This is a genomic window from Tardiphaga sp. 285_C5_N1_2, from assembly GCF_052076065.1.
Classification (GTDB): Bacteria; Pseudomonadota; Alphaproteobacteria; order Rhizobiales; family Xanthobacteraceae; genus Tardiphaga; species Tardiphaga robiniae.
Genome location: NZ_CP197241.1, coordinates 2,190,838 through 2,210,742, shown reverse-complemented (window position 1 = coordinate 2,210,742; position 19,905 = coordinate 2,190,838). Strand labels below are relative to the sequence as shown.

Annotated in this window: 14 protein-coding genes and 1 pseudogene; 10 read left to right on the top strand and 5 right to left on the bottom strand. The window is 62.6% G+C overall.

What is annotated here, in order from left to right; translation table 11 throughout:
* Positions 1-209 precede the first annotated feature (209 nt).
* The gene (locus tag AB7951_RS10530) at positions 210-1,775 is read right to left on the bottom strand and encodes an AMP-binding protein (RefSeq protein WP_439061698.1); all 1,566 of its coding nucleotides are present in this window, start codon (positions 1,773-1,775) and stop codon (positions 210-212) included.
* A 55-nt stretch (positions 1,776-1,830) separates the two neighbouring features.
* Complete coding sequence (locus AB7951_RS10525) at positions 1,831-2,310, bottom strand: DUF6163 family protein (RefSeq protein WP_089263845.1); 480 nt, start codon at positions 2,308-2,310, stop codon at positions 1,831-1,833.
* Positions 2,311-2,540: 230 nt separating this feature from the next.
* Between AB7951_RS10525 and hemB the strand changes: the two genes are divergently transcribed.
* From hemB to AB7951_RS10510, 3 genes are all read left to right on the top strand, one after another.
* Positions 2,541-3,602, top strand: coding sequence for a porphobilinogen synthase (gene hemB / locus AB7951_RS10520; protein WP_120292157.1), 1,062 nt, complete (start codon positions 2,541-2,543; stop codon positions 3,600-3,602).
* Between the two features lie 126 nt (positions 3,603-3,728).
* The gene (locus AB7951_RS10515; RefSeq protein WP_089263843.1) at positions 3,729-4,310 is read left to right on the top strand and encodes an RDD family protein; all 582 of its coding nucleotides are present in this window, start codon (positions 3,729-3,731) and stop codon (positions 4,308-4,310) included.
* A gap of 99 nt (positions 4,311-4,409) precedes the next feature.
* A complete protein-coding gene (locus AB7951_RS10510; RefSeq protein ID WP_089263842.1) occupies positions 4,410-5,186 on the top strand; it encodes an arginyltransferase in 777 nt (258 codons plus the stop codon).
* 70 nt (positions 5,187-5,256) lie between these two features.
* On the opposite strand, the pseudogene AB7951_RS10505 reads toward AB7951_RS10510, so the two are convergent.
* Positions 5,257-5,730, bottom strand: a pseudogene (locus AB7951_RS10505) (divalent metal cation transporter); the annotation flags it as partial.
* Between the two features lie 342 nt (positions 5,731-6,072).
* Between AB7951_RS10505 and AB7951_RS10500 the strand changes: the two are divergent.
* Both AB7951_RS10500 and AB7951_RS10495 read left to right on the top strand, forming a co-directional pair.
* On the top strand, positions 6,073-9,399 hold the full coding sequence (locus AB7951_RS10500; RefSeq protein ID WP_120292155.1) for an adenylate/guanylate cyclase domain-containing protein: 3,327 nt from the start codon (positions 6,073-6,075) through the stop codon (positions 9,397-9,399).
* A 19-nt stretch (positions 9,400-9,418) separates the two neighbouring features.
* Complete coding sequence (locus AB7951_RS10495; protein WP_120292153.1) at positions 9,419-10,099, top strand: peroxiredoxin-like family protein; 681 nt, start codon at positions 9,419-9,421, stop codon at positions 10,097-10,099.
* A gap of 347 nt (positions 10,100-10,446) precedes the next feature.
* On the opposite strand, the gene AB7951_RS10490 is transcribed toward AB7951_RS10495, so the two are convergent.
* Positions 10,447-11,841, bottom strand: coding sequence for an Nramp family divalent metal transporter (locus AB7951_RS10490; protein WP_120292148.1), 1,395 nt, complete (start codon positions 11,839-11,841; stop codon positions 10,447-10,449).
* A gap of 154 nt (positions 11,842-11,995) precedes the next feature.
* On the opposite strand from AB7951_RS10490, the gene AB7951_RS10485 reads away from it, so the two are divergent.
* The 5 genes from AB7951_RS10485 to AB7951_RS10465 all read left to right on the top strand — a co-directional run bounded on the left by AB7951_RS10485 (position 11,996) and on the right by AB7951_RS10465 (position 18,601).
* The gene (locus AB7951_RS10485; protein ID WP_120292146.1) at positions 11,996-13,255 is read left to right on the top strand and encodes an MFS transporter; all 1,260 of its coding nucleotides are present in this window, start codon (positions 11,996-11,998) and stop codon (positions 13,253-13,255) included.
* 199 nt (positions 13,256-13,454) lie between these two features.
* Positions 13,455-14,588, top strand: a complete 1,134-nt coding sequence (locus AB7951_RS10480; protein WP_120292144.1) for a TRAP transporter substrate-binding protein — start codon at positions 13,455-13,457, stop codon at positions 14,586-14,588.
* A 134-nt stretch (positions 14,589-14,722) separates the two neighbouring features.
* Entirely contained in the window at positions 14,723-15,391 is a 669-nt protein-coding gene (locus AB7951_RS10475) for a TRAP transporter small permease subunit (RefSeq protein WP_120292142.1), read from the top strand.
* On the top strand, positions 15,388-17,244 hold the full coding sequence (locus tag AB7951_RS10470) for a TRAP transporter large permease subunit (protein WP_120292140.1): 1,857 nt from the start codon (positions 15,388-15,390) through the stop codon (positions 17,242-17,244). Before AB7951_RS10475 ends, AB7951_RS10470 begins: the two co-directional genes overlap by 4 nt.
* A gap of 130 nt (positions 17,245-17,374) precedes the next feature.
* Positions 17,375-18,601: a multidrug effflux MFS transporter gene (locus AB7951_RS10465; protein WP_120292138.1), complete on the top strand. Its 1,227-nt coding sequence runs from the start codon at positions 17,375-17,377 to the stop codon at positions 18,599-18,601.
* Here the strand turns inward: AB7951_RS10465 and AB7951_RS10460 are convergent.
* Entirely contained in the window at positions 18,598-19,860 is a 1,263-nt protein-coding gene (locus AB7951_RS10460; protein ID WP_120292136.1) for an adenylate/guanylate cyclase domain-containing protein, read from the bottom strand. The two genes, AB7951_RS10465 and AB7951_RS10460, sit on opposite strands and share 4 nt — an antisense overlap.
* Positions 19,861-19,905 lie beyond the last annotated feature (45 nt).

Genomic DNA, 19,905 nt, shown 5'->3' with positions numbered 1-19,905 from the left:
CAGTGAATCTGAGATTAAGCCGGTGAAACAAGGGGTTTTCGCAAGGTTTGATTCATGCTGCGAAGCCCATGTTCCAGCTTTGTCCGCCCGATCTGTCGCATAGCGGAACAGCTTGCCTAAAATTCGAAACACTCGCGTAAGGTTCGTAACCGGGGCGTTAGGGTGACCGAAGTCTTACCGCCAACGCCCCGAAAATTAATTCGACAATTTTACGCAACTCCGCGCGTTCGCCCGTCCCAATATGGCGCCCGCAATGCCTTGCGATCGATCTTGCCGAGGCCCGTCACGGGGATCTCACTGACGAAATCGATGGTCTTCGGCGACCACGGCGCGCCGCGCTTGTCTTTCACATGCGCCTGAAGTTCCTCCGCGGAATTATTCGCGCCGGCTTTCAGCACGACAAAGGCCTTCACCGCCTCGCCCCACTTCGCATCGGGAATTCCGATGACCGCAGCGGACGCCACCGCATGATGCGCCATCAAGGCATCCTCGACTTCACGCGGATAGATGTTGAAGCCGCCGGAGATGATCATGTCCTTGGTGCGGTCGACGATATAGAAGAAGCCGTCGCTGTCCTTCACCGCGACATCGCCGGTGTGCAGCCAGCCGCCGCGAAACGCGTCTTCGGTGGCATCCGGCCGTTTCCAGTAACCATCCATCACCAGCGAGCCGCGCACGCAGATCTCGCCGGGCTCCCCTGTCGCCACTTCGCGCATCTCGGCATCGAACAGTTTGACCTCGACCATCGGATTGGCGCGGCCGCAGGAACCGAGACGGCCCGGCTTTGAGTCGTCGTGATCGATCTTGCGCATGGTGGTGATGATCTGCGGCGCTTCGGTCTGGCCGTAGAGCTGCACGAACACATTGCTGAAGATGCCAACGCCCTCGCGCAATCGGTCCGGCGACATCGGCGCCGCGCCGTAGACGATCATCTGCAATGACGACATGTCGTATTTGGCGCGCAGCTCCGGCGCGTCGATCAGCGCATAGATCAGCGTCGGCACCAGGAAGGTCGCGGTAATCTTCTCCTCATGCACCACGCGGCAATAGGTCTCCGCATCGAAGCCCTGCACCAGCCGCGCGAAGCCGCCGCGCAGCATCACCGGAAACAGCGTGATGCCGGCGGCGTGGCTGATCGGCGTCGCCGCGAGATAGCGGATATCGGCCGGCCAGTCCCAGTCCGCGTAGATCGCCAGCGACATCGCCACCAGCACGCGATGCGGCAGCATCACGCCCTTGGAACGGCCCGTGGTGCCACCGGTATAAGCCAGCCAGCAGATATCGCCGGTGCTGCTCTCGTCGACCAGCGGCGCCGGCGTCGCGCCCGGCAGTTCGGCCAGGAGATCGCGCGCGCCATCGAGCGCGCCGAAGGACAGCAGATGTTTCAGGCCCGGCACGCGGCTGCGCAGCGCGAGGCCGCGCGCGGCGAACTTGCCGGCCTCCACGATCAGCGCGGAGATCTCGGCATCCTCGAGAATGAAGGCGTGATCGTCTTCGGCGGCCATGGGATGCAGCGGCGTGTAGCGCAGGCCCATCACGGCGGCGGCTGATATCGCGGCCCAGCTCTCGGCGCGGTTGCCGGAGAGAATGGACAGCGCATCGCCTTTCTTCAGGCCAAGGCTGCGGAACAGGCTGATGAAACGCGCGACCACGTCGCCAAATTCGCGGTAGCTCCAGCGGACATGGCCGTCCGCGAGCGCGGGCTGGTCGCCATAGCGGGCGATGGCGCTGACAATGATGCTGCCGGCGGTGCCGCCGGAATAAAGCTGGTTCAAAATGACCTCCCTGAATGCAGGGCCTTCTGCGAGGCCTCTGCTTGACGTCCTGAGCCTATGGCGGCCGTTCGCGCGCCGCCATCCATGCCAGCGCAAGGTAGCCTGCGAGAAACGCAGCCTGAACGCCGACAATCAGGAGATTGCCGCCATAGATGGTCGGAAACATCAGCTCGATGACCGCCATGGACACCACGGTCGTCAGCCATACGACGGCGCCCCACGGCGTCGCGAGCCAGAGGCCGACGGCGCTGACCAGTTCGATGACGGCGAAATAGACCGTGGCGGTCTGCCAGCCCATGGTCTGGACTTCGAAGGCGTCATCCTCGGTGCCGACAAAGCCGGTGACCTGCGCCCAGTGATAAAGGCCCTGCATCATCGAGACGACGGCCATCACGCGCAGGAACAGGACCAGACGCCGGGTCCAGATGTTTTCGTCGGATTCGATGCGTCCGGACGAGATCGCCGCAACCGACATGGCATGGTCCCGCGACGTGGGGTCTCTCGACCCGAGGTCGCGCGGCATCTGCTCAGACATGCGAATGCGATCTCACGGGTGGGAACTGGACGTTTGGGCGATGGTTTGAGCGATTCATGGGGGCTTTTTGTGAGCCTTTGGGCCTGCAAAATCAATGACCCAGCCCGTCACGTCACGCGCGCATGACGTGCATGATCGCGGTGACGCCGGGGCATCAAGGTGCTAGACTTAGAACAGGTCGAATTTAAGGGGCTTTCGACCTCACGAAGGCCCGCGGGAGAGACGGTATTATGGCAATCAAGTTCGGGCGCCCCATCGAATTGCGCGATCACGCCCCCCGCCCGGCCACTTATGATGCCCCCTCCCTCGGCCTGACCACCCGCCCCCGCCGCAACCGCAAGTCCGAATGGGCCCGCCGGCTGGTGCGCGAGAACGTGCTGACCACCGACGACCTGATCTGGCCGCTTTTCGTGATCGACGGCGACAACCAGCGCGCCGCGATTGCCTCGATGCCCGGCGTGGAACGCCTCAGCGTCGATCAGGCGGTCCGCGATGCCGAACGCGCCATGAAGCTGGACATCCCCTGCATCGCGCTGTTCCCCTATACCGACCCATCCCTGCGCGACGAGATGGGCACCGAGGCATGCAACGCCAACAATCTGGTTTGCCAGTCCGTGCGCGCCATCAAGAAGGAATTCCCCGATCTCGGCGTGCTCTGCGACGTTGCGCTCGACCCGTTCACCAGCCACGGCCATGACGGGTTGATCCAGAACGGCAAGATCCTCAACGACGAGACCGTCGCCGTGTTGGTCCAGCAGGCGCTGGTCCAGGCCGAGGCCGGCTGCGATATCATTGCGCCATCGGACATGATGGACGGCCGTGTCGGCGCGATCCGCGAGGCGCTGGATGAAGCCGGATTCCTGGACGTGCAGATCATGGCCTATGCCGCGAAATATGCCTCGGCCTTCTACGGCCCGTTCCGCGACGCCATTGGCTCGGCCAAGACGCTGACCGGCGACAAGCGTACCTATCAGATGGACAGCGCCAATTCCGACGAGGCGCTGCGCGAGGTCGAACTCGATCTCGCCGAAGGTGCCGACATGGTCATGGTCAAGCCGGGCATGCCCTATCTGGATATTGTGCGCCGCGTGAAGGACACGTTCGCGGTTCCGACCTTCGCCTATCAGGTGTCCGGCGAATACGCGATGATCATGGCCGCCGCGAACAACGGCTGGATCGACGGCGACCGCGCCATCATGGAAAGCCTGCTCGGCTTCAAGCGCGCCGGCGCCGATGGCGTGCTGACTTATTTCGCGCCACACGCCGCGGAACGCATCAAGGCTGCGCGCTGAGCGCATCCGCGCTCAAGCCTCGCCTGATTTACGTCATGGACAGTCTGTAACGATTCCGCGCACTTGTTGCGCGGTCTGGTGATATCCATGTGATGGACCGTGAGGATGCAAACGGAGGGATGCGTCATGTCTGATACCGGCCCGAATGCTGGCGGCCCCAACAACGGAAGCTGGCAGGGCGACACCTGGCGCAGTGCCGGTACCCCGCCCCGCGCCCATGCCTTCGATCCCTATGCGCAGCCGGATTTATTCCGCGGCGTGTTGATGCGCCGCGTTGTCGCCTTCCTGATCGATCTCGTGGTGCTGTCGATTCCGATCGTGCTGGCTTGGGTATTCATTCTCCTATTCGGCGTCGTCACCCTCGGCCTCGGCTGGGCGCTGTTCTGGCTGATCTCGCCGGCGACGGTGATCTGGCCGGTCGTCTATTACGGCATGTCGCTGGGCGGGCCGCATTCGGCCACCGTTGGCATGCGAATGATGGATCTGCAGATGCGCACCTTCAGCGGCACGCCGGGCTACTTCGTGCTTGGCGCCGCACACGCGGTCTTGTTTTGGGCCTCGGTGTCGCTACTCACGCCGCTGGTGCTGGTGGTCGGCCTGCTTAACGGCCGCCGTCAGTTGCTCCACGACCTCGTGCTGGGAACCGTGGTGGTGAATAATTCCGTGGTCCGCGCCGCTTACGCCCAGCCGCCCGGCCGCGCCTACTAACAGCCGCGAAGGACGCCAACTTGGCCGGGCAAAGCGATTGACCGTTTGCCCGGCCGGCGCGATGCTACGCCAAACTGCTTCGGAGACCGACGGCAACCCGTGACCCAGCACTCCCGCGACACTCCGCAATTCTACCTCACGGCGCCGTCGCCCTGCCCCTACCTGCCGGGCCGGCACGAACGGAAAGTTTTCACCCATCTGGTCGGCGACAAGGCCGGCGATCTCAACGACCTGCTCACCCATGGCGGCTTCCGGCGCAGCCAGTCGATCGCCTATCGCCCGGCCTGCGACCAGTGCCGCGCCTGCGTCTCCGTCCGGGTCATCGCCAATGAGTTCAAGCCGTCCCGCAACTTCCGCAAGATCCAGGCACGCAATGCCGACGTGATCGGCGAGCAGCGCAGCGCGGTGCCGACCTCCGAACAGTATTCCGTGTTCCGCGCCTATCTCGACCAGCGCCATCGCCATGGCGGCATGGCCGACATGACCGTGCTCGATTACGCTATGATGGTGGAAGACAGCCACGTCGAAACCCGCATCATCGAATATCGCCGCCGCGGCCCCGATACAGGCATCACCGGACGCGGCGAGGACCTGCTCGCGGTCGCGTTGACCGATGTACTCAGCGATGGGCTGTCGATGGTGTACTCGTTCTTCGAGCCCGGTGAGGAAAGCCGTTCGCTCGGCACCTTCATGATCCTCGACCACATCGCCCGCGCCAGGCGGCTCGGCCTGCCTTACGTCTATCTCGGCTACTGGATCGAAGGCTCCAAGAAGATGGACTACAAGGGCCGCTATCTGCCGCAGCAGCGGCTGGCGCCATCAGGATGGCTGCGCGTGGACGCGACCGGCGAAACGATGCCCGAGCCGCAGGATTAACTGGTCCGGCTGACGATCCGTCTTCGGCATCATCCGCGACCGTCCTGGATTTCAGGTCTTCAGCCGAAAAGGTGTCGTAAAGCAGCTTGCAGTTCAGGATCACGATAATGCCAGCGATGATCCACGCCACCGTGGCGACCGACCGCGAAATTACGAAGTCACCCATCTTTCGCCTATCCGAGACAAACCGCACCAGCGGGATGACTGCAAATGGCAATTGCATCGACAGGATGACCTGACTGAAGACGAGTTGTCCGGTGCCGCGTTCGCCATAGAGCGCAATGACGACCACGACCGGAACGATCGCGATGCCGCGCGTCACGAGCCGGCGCGCCCAGTTCGGCAGGCGCAGCCGGAGAAAGCCTTCCATCACGATCTGGCCGGCCAGCGTCGCCGTCACCGTCGAGTTGAGACCGGATGCAAGCAACGCGATCGCGAAAAGCGTCGATGCGATACCGAGGCCTAGCAACCGCGACAACAGCTCGTAAGCCTGACCGATCTCGGCCACATCGGCATGACCGCTGGTATGGAAGGACGCCGCGGCATCGAAGGAGTGCCGTCTGCAATCGTCGAAACTGGTCGATCCGATCGTCACGCGCCACATTGCTCTGGCGATGTCGCGTCATGGAAGCCTGACGCTGGCATGCCGGACTGTCATGGAGCTCGCGCGGGAGATCGCGAAATCCAGCGCGGCAGGACTACGCCGCGCGTAGTCGAGGCCCGATCAGCGACATCGGTGATCCCGGTCGCGCATGCGCGCTGGTAGGGCCGCAGCCATGGCTTGCTCTTCCGGCGCCACAAGCCCATTGTTACCAATGATCCAGGGCCTGTTCGACGAGGTCCAGGATTAGATCGTGCCATCGCGGCTTCCGCGAGGTCTTGATCCATGAACTGCTCGTGTTGCGGTTTCGAGGTTCAGAGCGGCTTTGCGTTCTGCCCAAAATGCGGCGCGAAGCAGCCGGACCCATGCCCCAGTTGCGGCTACGCGTGCGCACCGGATTTTGCGTATTGCCCGAAATGCGGCGCCCGCGTCGATCACGCCCCCAAGGCCGGCAACCAGCGGGAGCCGTCATCGCCAACAATTCCGGCGACGGTCACGACTGGCGCCCGTTCACCGGCGCTGATGCTTGTCGAGCCCGAGCGCGCACCCCGGCGGACGCTCCATAAGGTCGACAGCGAAGCTAACCGCCGCACCATCACGGTGCTGTTTGCCGACCTCAGCGGCTTCACCACGATGAGCGAACGGCTCGACCCGGAAGTCGTGCAGGCGTTTCAGAACGAATTATTCGAGGAACTGACCGCAGCGGTGCAAAATTTCGGCGGCTTCGTAGACAAATTCATTGGCGATGCGCTACTCGCTCTGTTTGGTGCGCCGGCCGCGCACGAGGACGATCCTGAGCGGGCACTCCGCGCGGCCCTCGACATGATCAAGCGGACGGCGTGCTTGAGCGAACGTTCGAAGATATCCGCCGGATCGCCGCTCATGCTTCATATCGGAATCAACACCGGGCACGTGGTTGCGGGTGGATTGGGCGCAGGCGTTGCCAAGTCCTATTCAGTGACCGGCGACACGGTGAATACCGCTCAACGCTTGCAGTCGATGGCCCCCCCGGGCGATGTGCTGGTGGGACCGCTGACCTACCGCCTCACCCGGCATGCATTCTCGTATGAATCGCTTGGCGACGTTGCGCTGCGCGGCAAGGCAGGCAGCGTCCTGGTCCATCGTCTGAGGGGGCCGCTCGAGACACCGCGTGCGGCACGCGGACTCGAGATACTGGGCCTGAGCGCGCCGCTGATCGGGCGCGACGCGGAGATGGCCCGTATGATGGGGTGCCTTGACCTGGCGTGTGGCGGAGCTGCCCAGCTGATGCGGCTGGTTGGCGAAGCCGGCATCGGAAAATCGCGCCTGGTGGATGAATTCGTTACCCGCGCTCGCGATGAGGATCGCTTCGCAGGCGTGGCGATCCGGCGAGCCGCTTGCTCGCCGCTGGGCGAGCAATCCTACGGTACTCTTGCCGCAGTGCTGCGCAGCGCCTACGGCATCGCGCACAAGGCTTCGGCGGCAGAGGCGCAAGCCAAGCTAGCCGAAGCGTTGTCGGGGCTGGGCATGGCGACCGAAGAGGTCGAGCGGCTGATGCCCCTCTATTTTTATGTTCTTGGTCTCTGCGACCCCGACGACGCCCTGCAGCACGTTGAACCGGAACAGCTTCGACGGCAGATTTTTTTCGCGATCCGCACCGTCTTCGAACGGCGTCTGGCCCTATCGCCCCTCCTGATCATTGTCGAGGACCTGCACTGGGCCGACGCCGTATCGCTTGAGGCGCTGCGGTTCGTGATGGATCGGCTGGAGCGCGGGCGGCTGATGCTATTGTTCACACACCGGCCGACACTTGAAATGGATCAGCTCGACTCAAGTCGAATTAGCCATACAACACTGCGGCTGGTACCCCTTGGCATCGCCGACAGACAAAAGCTGCTCGCGGCGTTCTTCGGTGACGGTTGGAATGGATCATCCGGCAATCTGTTCAATCGAATTCTTGAACGCGCAAGCGGGAATCCGCTGTTCGTTGAAGAAATCATACGCGGTCTCATCGAAGCTGACATTTTGGAACGTGACGGCTCGCATTGGCAGATCAAGTCAGATGAAGCGGCCGCTGACATCCCGGCGAGCATTCAGGCGCTGCTGCTCGCGCGAGTGGACCGACTACCACACGGCGTGCGCAGGTTGGCTCAGGAGGCAGCGGTCATCGGGCCGCGCTTTGATGTGGCCCTTCTCGGTGCCACAGCGACCGACCCGGCGAAAGTAGAGGCAGGGCTTGAACTGCTATGCGACGCCGAGATCATCGAGGAGATCGCGGGCGCAAACTCGATTTCGCTGCAATCCTATCGTTTCACGCAAACCATGCTTCAGGATGTGATCTACCAAAACCTCCTTCTGCAACGGCGCATTGAGATGCATGGGCGGATCGGTGCTGCCCTGGAGCGGCTGTGCGGAGATGATCCGGAGCGGCTCGAAGACCTCTCCCTACTGGGACATCATTTCAGCCTCAGCGCGAGCAAGCCGAAGGGTGCACATTACCTGAGCGCGGCCGGCGATCGCGCACGCGCGATCTATGCCAACGACGACGCCATCCGCCTCTATCAGCAGGCCCTCGCCGTCTTGTTGACCGCTGGCGATCAAGGACCGGAACGGCTTGTGCTATACGAACGAATTGCCGACCTGTGTGGAGCGGCGGGCCGGCGTGACACGGCCGACGAACATTACCAGACGGTATTGGAGGCCCACCGCGCGGCCGGGGACCGCGCCGCCGGAGCGCGGATACTTCGCAAGCTTGGCCGTTTGATGTGGGATGCCGGCAAACGAAACGGGGCGGAGGCGCATTACGCCGAGGCGGCTGCGTTGCTCGAAGGAACGGACGCGCCGATCGAGTGGGCGCACCTGTTACAGGAGCGCGGCCACCTCGCGTTTCGCATCGGCGATCATGCTGCGGCCGCGAGATGGGCAGACGATGCGCTTGGCTACGCTCAATCCGTGCCGCCGGAGGTAGACAAGCAAGCCGGACTAGAAGCGGCTCGCGCCACCGCGGAGGCGCTCAATACCAAGGGGGTTGCATTGGCGCGGCTGGGCCGAAGCCAGGAGGCCGTTCGCGAGGTGGAGCGAAGCGTCGCAGTTGCCGAAGCCGCTGGCCTTCTCAGCGCAGCCTGCCGCGGCTACACCAATCTTGGCGTGCTCTACACGATGGTCGATCCGGCGCAAGCCATGGAAGTATGCCGGCGCGGTCTTGATGTCGCCCGCCGGATCGGCGATCTCGGTTTTCAGGCGCGTCTCCTTGTCAATCTCGCTGTCGCCTGTTGCACCTTCACGGACAGGTGTGCCGACGAAGGCGTGCCGGCGGCCGAAAAGGCGATCGAACTCGACCGCTCGCTTGATCAGCGCGAACATCTCGCTGTGCCATTGATTGTGCTCGGGCAAATTCATCAATGCCATGGCCAGCCGGAACTCGCCGCCCGCTGCTACAATGAAGCAATTGAGGTGGCGCAGGAAACGGGCGAGCCCCAGCAGCTCTTTCCATGCTATGATGGTCTCGCGACGCTGAACCTCGATCGAGGCGACATGCCTGAGGCCGAGCGGTATTTTGCTCTGGCGCACGATGTCTGCGCCCGGCACGGGCTCAATCCCGAAGCGCTGGTCGTACTGCCATTTCTTGATTAGCAAGTAGAGGAGGTTGACCATGTCTGAGCATCATGTCGATGGGTTACTCCACCCGGGCGACCGCGCACCGAACATTGTGCTGGATGCGATCACACGTGACGGCAAGATCGCGCTTGATGACTTTCGCGGCCACAGCCCAGTACTGGTCGGCTTGTTTCGAGGTCTGCACTGCCCGTTCTGCCGGCGCCATCTCGCGGCCCAGGCGCAACTTGACCCGGCCCTGCGCGAGAAAGGCGTCGAGAGTCTCGTGGTGGTCAACACGCCAATCGAGCGTGCGCGGCTCTATTTCCGGTATCATCCCTTGCCCAATCTGCTCGCCGCGTCCGACCCCGAGCGCGTTTCGCACCGCGCGTTTGGCTTGCCCAATCTCGAGTTCACGGAGAGCGAAAGCGAGTGGCCGCACAAGATGGGGATGGACGCTGTTATGACCATGCGGATGGACATGCCGGACGAACTGCCCGAGCCGATGAACCCGATGGCGGCGGCTGATCTCCTCAACACCAAGGACGGCTACGAAATGACCGAAGCCGACGAGCGCATGAAGGCAACTGGCCAGGGCCAACTCTTCGGCCAATTCCTGCTTGATCGGGAGGGTATCGTGCGCTGGAGCTTTACCGAAGTTCCCGAGGATGGCCGTCGCATGTTTGGGGCTCCCACTCCGCGAGAGCTGATGTCGGCGGCTTCTGAGGTTGCAGGCTAAAGCATTTCGCGCAACGTCGCGCTGGAAGCCGATTCACTCAGTCTGCAAACGCATATTGTCGCCGAAGGAGGCATCTACGCTTTGCTGGGACCCTATGCTGTCGCCGCGGCATCGAAGGAGTGCCGCCTGCAATCGTCGAAACTGGTCGATCCGATCGTCACGCGCCACATTGCTCTAGCGATGTCGCGTCATGGAAGCCTGACGCTGGCATGCCGGACTGTCATGGAACTCACGCGGGAGATCGCGAAATCCAGCGCGGCAGGATTACGTCGCACATAGCCACAAAGGCCAGTCCCCTTCACCAAAGTCTGGTGGCATCATCTGCAGCTGCTTTAAATTTCAAGGCTTCAGCCGAAAAAGGTGTCGTAAAGCAGCTTGCAGTTCAGGATCACGATGATGCCGGCGATGATCCATGCCACCGTGGCGACCGCCCGCGAAATTACGAAGTCACCCATCTTTCGCCGATCCGAGACAAACCGCACCAGCGGGATGATCGCAAATGGCAACTGCATCGACAGGATGACCTGACTGAAGACGAGGAGTTGTCCGGTGCCGCGTTCGCCATAGAGCGCGGTGACGACCACGACCGGGACAATGGCGATGCCGCGAGTCAGCAGCCGGCGCGCCCAGTTCGGCAGGCGCAGCCGGAGAAAGCCCTCCATCACGATCTGGCCGGCCAGCGTTGCCGTCACCGTCGAGTTGAGGCCGGATGCCAGCAATGCGATCGCGAAAAGCGTCGATGCGATGCCGAGGCCTAGCAACGGCGACAACAGCTCGTAAGCCTGACCGATCTCGGCCACATCGGCATGACCGCTGGTATGGAAGGACGCCGCCGCGACGATGAGGATCGCCGCATTGATGAACAGCGCCAGCATCAGCGCGATGGTGCTGTCCGCCGTCGCCCACTTGATCGCGTCGCGGCGGCCTGCATCGGTGCGCGGATAGTCACGGGTCTGCACGATCGATGAATGCAGATAGAGGTTATGCGGCATCACGGTTGCGCCGATAATGCCGATCGCAATGTAGAGCATTTCGGGATTGGTCACGATCGCGGTGGAGGGCAGGAAGCCGCTCAGCACTGCAGCCACGGGCGGCGCCGCGGCGACAATCTGAACCGTGAAACAGACCGCGATGACGATGAGCAGCGCGATCACGAAAGCTTCCAGAAAACGGAAACCCTTGTTCATCAGCAACAGCAACAAAAAGGCATCCAGCGCGGTGATGAGCGCGCCCCCGATCAGCGGAATGCCGAACAGTAGCTGCAGCGCAATCGCGGTACCGATCACTTCCGCCAGATCGCAGGCGATGATCGCCGTCTCACAGGCCAGCCACAGCATGATGTTGACCGGGCGGGAAAAGCTGTCGCGGCAGGCCTGCGCCAGGTCGCGGTCGGTGACGATGCCCAGACGCGCGGCCAATGCCTGCAGCAGGATCGCCATCACGTTCGACAGCAGGATCACCGAGAGCAGCGTGTAGCCGAATTTCGAGCCACCTGCGAGATCGGTCGCCCAGTTGCCGGGGTCCATGTAGCCGACTGAGACCATGTAACCCGGTCCGGCGAACGCCAGCAGCCGCCGAAACCAGTGGCCGCCGATCGGAACCGGAATCGACGAATTGACCTCCGAGAGGCTGCGGCGGAAATCCCCGCCAAGGCCGGAGCGCCAGCCGGCCGCGTCTGGAACGCTGCCGGGGATTGGAGACGTTGACGAATCGGGCGAGGTTTTCGGCGAAAGTGCATCCATCAGAGCTGCATAGAGCAATCCCTCCCTTGTTGCAACTCATTTGCAACTGCATCTAGCCGGTTGGTGGGCACTCCCTGTCACGGTGTGCGCTCAGTAATCGGGTGGCTGCGTACTCGTCCGGACCCCATGGTGGCTGTCACAGACAGGAATCGCCATGTCCCGCACGCCGACTGACCGACTGCCACCAACCTTCAACCGCCTCGCCTGGTCGAACCTCGCGGCGCAGTCGGCCGAGCAGATCGCGCTGGCGGCCGCGCCGATCGTCGCGGTGCTGTTGCTCGGCGTCGGTGAAGGCCAGACCGGATTGCTGCAGACCGCGCTGACCCTGCCCTTCGTGCTGTTCGCCATTCCAGCCGGTCTGCTCGCCGACCGGATGTCGCGCCGCACGCTGATGGCCGGAGCTGAGGCGCTGCGTGCGATCGCGCTGTTGCTGACGCTGGGGCTGATCTGGTTCGGCGCGCTGACGATGACGCTGCTCGCTTTGCTCGGCTTCGTCGCGGTGTGCGGCACCGTGGTCTACAGCGTCGCCGCGCCGTCGCTTGTGCCATCGCTGGTCGTACCGCAATTGCTCGGCGCGGCGAATACGCGGATCGAACTCGCGCGCACCGTGGCTTTTGCGAGCGGTCCTGCCGTCGGCGGCGCGCTCGTCGGCTTCACTGGCGCCGCGCCTGCTTTCGGCTTTGCCGCCGCGCTGTCGGTCATCGCTGTCGCGTTGCTATCGGGCATCCACGAGCCCCCGCGCACAACCATTCAACAACGCAACCCGGTGCAGGATATCGCCGAAGGCCTGTCCTTCGTCTGTTATCATCAGTATTTGCGGCCGGTCTTCATCACACAATTCATCTTCAGCGCCGCGTCCTTCATGGTGCTGGCGGTGTTCGTGCCTTACGCGGTTCGCCATCTCGGTCTCTCCGCCTCCGGCGTCGGCGTGACACTCGCGATGTATGGCGTCGGCATGGTGATCGGCGCACTGCTGGCAACACGTGTGATGAGACGGTTGCCGTTCGGCACCGTGATCGCGCTTGGCCCCGTCACCGGCTTCGTTGCCTCCGTCATGATGGCACTGACCACATGGATCCCCTCGCCGGCTTTGGCGGGCCTGAGCTTCTTCCTGCTCGGCGTCGGTCCGATCCTGTGGGTGATCTCCACCGCGACGTTGCGACAGTCGGTAACGCCGCCGAGCCTGCTCGGACGCGTGTCCGCGATCAACATCCTGAGTTACGGCGCCCGTCCGATCGGAACCGGGATAGCGGCCGTTGTCGGCGGGCTCTATCACGCGGAGGCGTGCCTCTACCTCGCCGTCGCGGGTTTCGCCTGGCAGGCCGTGGTGATCCTGACTTCGCCCGCAGTGACGCTGGAACGGCAGCCGGACATGGTCGGCGATGTGACCGGATGCGTTCCGACGAAAGTCTAACAGGCTTGGTGTAGTTCATCTGTAGTTCGCACTCGCTCATGATCTCCCCGCACCGCAGCACGGATAGTTAGTGTAGTTACGCCGCGTCGAAGCGTCGCAGCAAAGCGAACTTTCTTGCCAAAGCTGCAAGCAAGCCTTTGTCTTATCACCAATCAACAAGGTCAGTCCGCAAAAAGGACGACCATTCGGGGAGAACACAATGGCTTCATCCAAGGACAGGACTCCGTCTCGGCGCCGTTTTCTGAAGGTCGCCACCGCCGGTGCCGCTGCAAGCGTCGTCGCACCGGCAATCGCCCAGGCGCAGGGCCCGATCAGCATGCGCTGGCAGAGCACCTGGCCGGCCAAGGACATCTTCCACGAATACGCGCTCGACTACGCCAAGAAGGTCAACGACATGACCGGTGGCGACCTGAAGATCGAGGTGCTTCCGGCTGGCGCCGTAGTCCCGGCCTTCGGCCTGCTCGATGCGGTCTCCAAAGGCACGCTCGACGGCGGCCACGGCGTGATGGTCTATCACTACGGCAAGCAGACCGCGCTGGCCCTGTGGGGCTCCGGCCCGGCCTATGCGATGGATGCCAACATGCTGCTGGCCTGGCACAAATTTGGCGGCGGCAAGGAGCTTCTGGCCAAGCTCTACGCGTCGATCGGTGCCAATGTCGTGTCACTTCCCTACGGGCCGATGCCGACCCAGCCACTCGGCTGGTTCAAGAAGCCGATCACCAAGGCCGATGATCTCAAGGGTGTGAAATTCCGCACCGTCGGCATTTCCATCGACGTATTCACTGGTCTGGGCGCCGCGGTGAACGCATTGCCCGGCGGCGAAATCGTCTCGGCGATGGACCGCGGCCTGCTCGATGCCGCAGAATTCAACAACGCCTCGTCGGACCGCATCCTCGGTTTTCCCGACGTATCCAAGACCTGCATGCTGCAGAGCTACCACCAGAACGCCGAACAGTTCGAGATCCTGTTCAACAAGACCAAATATGACGCCCTGCCCGAGAAGCTGCGCGCCATCATCGCGGGCGCCGCCGATGCGGCCGGTCAGGAAATGTCCTGGAAGGCCATCGACCGCTATTCGCAGGACTACGCGGAGATGCAGAGCAAGGACAAGGTCAAGTTCTACAAGACACCTGACTCGATCCTGCAGAAGCAGCTTGAAGTCTATGACGAGGTCGTCGCCAAGAAATCGGCCGAGAATCCCCTGTTCAAGGAAATCTCCGAGTCCCAGCAGGCCTTCGCCAAGCGCGCCACACAGTGGGAGCAGGATACGGTCGTGAATCGCCGCATGGCCTATAACCATTACTTCGGCCCGAACGCGAAGAAGAAGACCTGACGTCTCGCGGCATACGTATCTCGCATCATCCGGGACGCCCCTTTCCCGGATGATGCTTTGCTGTTGCCGCTTGCAATACATCCGCGCCGGACGAAATCTACATCGACGTTTCCTGCATCAGTGGCCTGAATGACATGACTGCCGAGCGTTTCCTGCAATCCATCGACGGTATCAGTACATTCGCCGGCAAGGCCGCGGCCTGGCTCATTTTGGGATTGATGGGCCTCGTCTGCGCCGAAGTGTTCAAGCGCTATATGCTGAACATGCCGACTGCATGGATCTTCGACGCGTCGAACATGCTCTATGGCACGCTATTCATGCTGTGCGGCGCCTATACGCTGGCGCAGAACGGTCATGTCCGTGGCGACTTTCTATACAGCTCGATGCGGCCGCGCACGCAGGCCTCGCTCGATCTCGTTCTCTACATCGTGTTCTTCCTGCCGGGCATCGCCGCGCTGGTCTATGCGGGCTGGGACTATGCGGGCGACAGCTGGCGCATCCGCGAGCATTCCAACGTCACGGCGGACGGGCCGCCCGTCTATCATTTCAAGGCGATGATCCCGCTCGCCGGCGCGTTGCTGTTGTTGCAGGGCATGGCTGAAATCACCCGCGCCGCGATTTGCCTGAAGACAGGGGTGTGGCCGAGCCGGCTCAAGGACGTGTCCGAAATCGATGTCGTCGAGGAGCAGCTCGCGCATAGCGAACACGTCGATGATGACGTGCGCCGGAATGCCATCGCGCAGGCGCAGGAGATCGAGGAGAGCGCACGCCAGCGCGGCATGGGCGGGGAGACGCAGAAATGAGCGATCCTGCACTCGGTCTCCTGATGCTCGGCCTCATTGTTGTCGTGATCATGCTGGGCTTCCCCACGGCCTTCACGCTGATGGGTCTCGGCATGTTCTTCGGCTTCTTCGCCTATTACCGCGCGGGTGAGTCCTGGGCCGACAACCACATCTTCGATCTGATGGTCCAGCGCACCTATGGCGCCATGACCAACGACGTCCTGATCTCCATCCCGCTCTTCGTGCTGATGGGCTATGTGATGGAACGCGGCGCGCTGGTCGACAAGATGTTCTATTCGATCCAGCTCGCCTTCCGCCGCGTCCCGGCCTCGCTGGCGGTGGCGACGCTGATCGTCTGCACTTTCTGGGGCATAGCATCCGGTCTGGTCGGCGCCGTCGTCGTACTGATGGGCGTGATCGCCTTCAATCCGATGCTGAAGGCCGGCTATGACGTCAAGCTGGCATCGGGCGTAATCACGGCCGGCGGCACGCTGGGTATCCTGATCCCGCCATCGGTGATGATCATCGTCTATGCCGCCGTCGCCGGACAGTCTGTCGTGAAGCTCTATGCCGCGGCGATGTTTCCGGGCTTCTTTCTGGCCTTCCTCTACCTCGTCTACATCATCGGCTGGGCGCTCATTAACCCGAAGATCGCGCCGAAGCTGCCCGAGAGCGAAACGCGCGTGCCCGTCCGGCCGTGGATCGCCGATCTGCAGCAAGCCTATTCGCATAAGATGCTGCCGGCTTTGCTGACGGCAGCCGTGGCGCCGTCGCGCGCGATGGCCCTGACCATGGATGGCGCACGGATCACCTATGCGACGATCCTGAAGAATCTCGGTTTTGCATTGGTGCCACTGATCCTGGCGCTGACCACGCTATGGGCCGCGTGGTGGTATGTCGTCATCCATCCGCAGCCCGACGCCCCCGCACCCGCCGCGATCACCGAGCGGGTTCAGTCCGGCGGCACGGTCGCACCGGAAGAAGAAAAACTGGAGGAGCTCGGCGCCGCCCAGGCCGGCTCGGCAAAAGAGAATGAACCGGAAGTGTTGCAGCAGATGGGCAATGCCGATTTGCAAAACAGTCCGGCGAATGCGCCGGTCGATGCCGGGCCGCCGCCGGAATTCTACACCTACTTCGCCTTCACAGCAGCCATCATCGCCCTGATGCTGTTCTATTATTACTGGACCATGGGCGCCGCGCAGTTCGAGGTATTGCGACTGCTGACATCGTCCGTCATGCCGCTCGGCATTCTGACCGCCATCGTATTGGCCGTGATCCTGCTCGGCATCACGACGGCAACGGAGTCCGCCGCCGTCGGTGCCGCCGGCGCGTTCCTGCTTGCCTTCCAGGCGCGCACCCTGGACTGGAAGCGCACCAAGGAGGCCGTATTCCTGACCGCCAAGACCACCTCCATGGTGTGCTGGCTGTTCGTCGGCTCCGCGCTCTTTTCCGCGGTGTTCGCCATTCTCGGCGGACAGGCGCTGCTGGAGAGTTGGGTCCTGTCGCTGAACCTAACGCCGGTCCAGTTCATGATCCTGTCACAGGCGATCATCTTCATCCTCGGCTGGCCGCTGGAATGGACCGAGATCATCGTGATCTTCGTGCCGATCTTCCTGCCGATGCTGAAGCATTTCGGCATCGACCCGATCTTGTGGGGCGTGCTCGTCTTCGTCAACCTGCAGGCCGCCTTCCTGTCGCCGCCGGTCGCGATGTCCGCCTTCTATCTGAAAGGCGTCGCGCCATCGCATGTGACGCTGAACCAGATCTTCTCCGGCATGATGCCCTATATGCTCATCGTCATCATCTGCATGGTGCTGATGTATATCTGGCCCGGCCTGACGCTGTGGCTGCCGAATTACCTCTACGGAAACTGATCCATCAGCCTCGACCACCGCCGGGAACGCGGCGGTGGCACTCACGTCCTCCCGGAATACTGCATGACTGCCCTGCTCTTTGCAGCTCGCTTTATATGATGTATATCATTTATAAAATGAGGATCATCATATGACCGACCGCACGGCAGACGCCATGGCAGACAGCCCGCCGCAGGAAGCATCCTCCACCGCACTGCAGATCGCGGTCCTCGCGGGGCTGGCCTCGATGGGTACCCTGGCGACCAACATTCTGCTGCCATCGCTGCCACAGATGGCGGTATCGTTGCAGGTAACGACGCCCGCGGTTACGGCATCGATCACCGTGTTTTTGCTGGTCTTCGCGCTTGGCCAATTGCTGGTCGGGCCAATCTCCGACCGTTACGGGCGCCGCATGCCGGTGCTGGCCGGTTTCGCTGTCTTCATCATCGGCAGCATCTGGTGTGGCGTCTCGACTGATCTTTCTTCGCTGCTGGTCGGCCGCGCGATCCAGGCCGCCGGTGCCTGTTCGACCTCGGTTCTCTCGCGCGCCATCGCCCGTGACCTGTTCAGCGGTGCCGCGCTGGCACGCGCACTCACCTTGGTGATGATCGCGCAGGCCGCAGCCCCCGGCTTCTCTCCGCTGCTCGGTGGCGGCCTCGATTATTTTTTCGGATGGCGTTCAGAGTTTGTTTTCGTCGGCGCCTTCGCGGTATTGTCGGCGTTCAGCTATGTCCTGGTGCTCGGTGAAACCCACAACACGACGCGTATCCCGCTCAATCCGCTCGCCGTCAGCGCAACCTATCTCAAGCTTTCGGTGAACCGCCACTTCCTGATCCCAGCCGCCACAGTGGGCCTGATCATGGGTGGACTGTTCTCGATCTTCTCCGCAACACCTCGCATTCTCATTGAGGGCTACGGCTTCACACCGATTGCGCTCGGGCTGTTCTTTGCGGGCACCGTGCTGGTTGTGTTCGGCTCCGGCATGCTGGCCGCCCGCCTCGCTCCCCGCTTCGGGCTGGATCGGGCTATTCGCTATGGATTGCTGATCGCGTTCATCGGCAGCATCGCGGTGCTCGCGACCGCCTATTTCCACGGCAACGTTGTCACCTTCATAGCCGCGACTTGCGTGTTCCTGCTGGGCATGGGCGTAGTCAATCCACTCGGCACGGCACAGGCGCTGTCACCGTTCGGCACCCATGCCGGCGCCGCCTCGGCACTGCTCGGCTTCTGGCAGATGATGGGGGCCGCGATCGGCGTATCCCTGTCGGCCACGATCGTGCCGCAGGCCGCATTGGCGCTTGGCATAGTTCTCGGTGCAGCCTGCCTGATCGCTATCGTACTCTACGCAATGCGCCAGCCAACCGCTGCGGTCAGCTAACGGGCCAGATAGCGCTCATAACCGCCACGTACGACCTCGTCGCTGTCGATCTCGGGATCCAGCGTGTACAGATCCTGCGCGCGGCCGATGCCGCGCAAGGCGTAGCGGCCCGTGGAGACCAGATACTTGCGGCCGGCCGCGTCGAGCCCGGCCTGAAACGCGGACGAGGTCAACAGCGGCCGATCGACCGACGAGCACATGGAAGCGATGCGGCTCACCTCGTTGACTGAGGGACCAACCACGGTGAAATCGAGCCGCTCGTCACTGCCGATATTGCCGTAGAATACTTCGCCCTCATGCAGACCGACATAGGCCGTCGTGACCGGCCGGTTCGCTGCCAATCGTTTCGCATTCAGCTTGGCGATATTCTTGCGGAACTGATGTTGGGCGCGCAAGGCGTTGCGCTTCGCCTTCACCATGTCGTCGCCGGTGAACATCGCCAGAATGCCGTCGCCGATAAGTTTGAGCACGTCGCCGCCGACATCATGGATCGCAGCGATCGAGGCTTCGGCATAGTCATTCAAGAACGGGATGATCTCGTCCGGTCCGATCGCCTCGCTGATCCCCGTGGAGTTGCGCAGGTCGGAAAACCACAACACCGCATTGATACGCTCGGTGACGCCTCGCGCGATCTTGCCGCGCAGAACCTGTTCGGCGGCATCGCGGCCGAGATAGACGCGGCCAAGCGTGCGCGCGATCTCCATCTGGGCTCCCGACTTGATGGCGAGACCGAGCATCGGCACCAGTTCGCGCAGCGCCGACATCTGGCGCTCGTCGAACCCGTCTTCATGGCGCGTGGCCCAATACGAATAGAGGCAATCCATCTGCCCCATCGAGCCAGCCTCGCCGAATTTGTGCAGGAACACGGCGCCATGGCGGTGACCGCCTTCCTGCAAGCTGCTGACCATCGAGAAGCGGTCAGCGATCCCGGGCGCGTGCAGATCGAGCCGCAATTCGTCGTGCCCCTCTTCCAGCATGTGGAAGAATACCGATCGTCGCCAGTTCGCGGCAGCCTCGCCGATCTCGGTCGAGCCGTATTCGAACACGTCACTCTCATTGCTGGCCGTGTCGTTCCAGCGGAAGCCACGGCCCTCGAAGATCGGATGCAGCGTGTCAATGAAGACGAGGCCACGGGATACATCGATGCCGCCGGCACGGCAGCGCTCGCAGAAGCCGCGGATCAGGTCGTTTTCCGGAAGGCCGGTCAGACCCTCGCCGACCAGCCAGCTCATCAGTTCAATGCGTGCGGCAGTTTCCATGAGACACTTGTAGGATGGCTTGAGCCTTTGCGAAACCCATCCTGC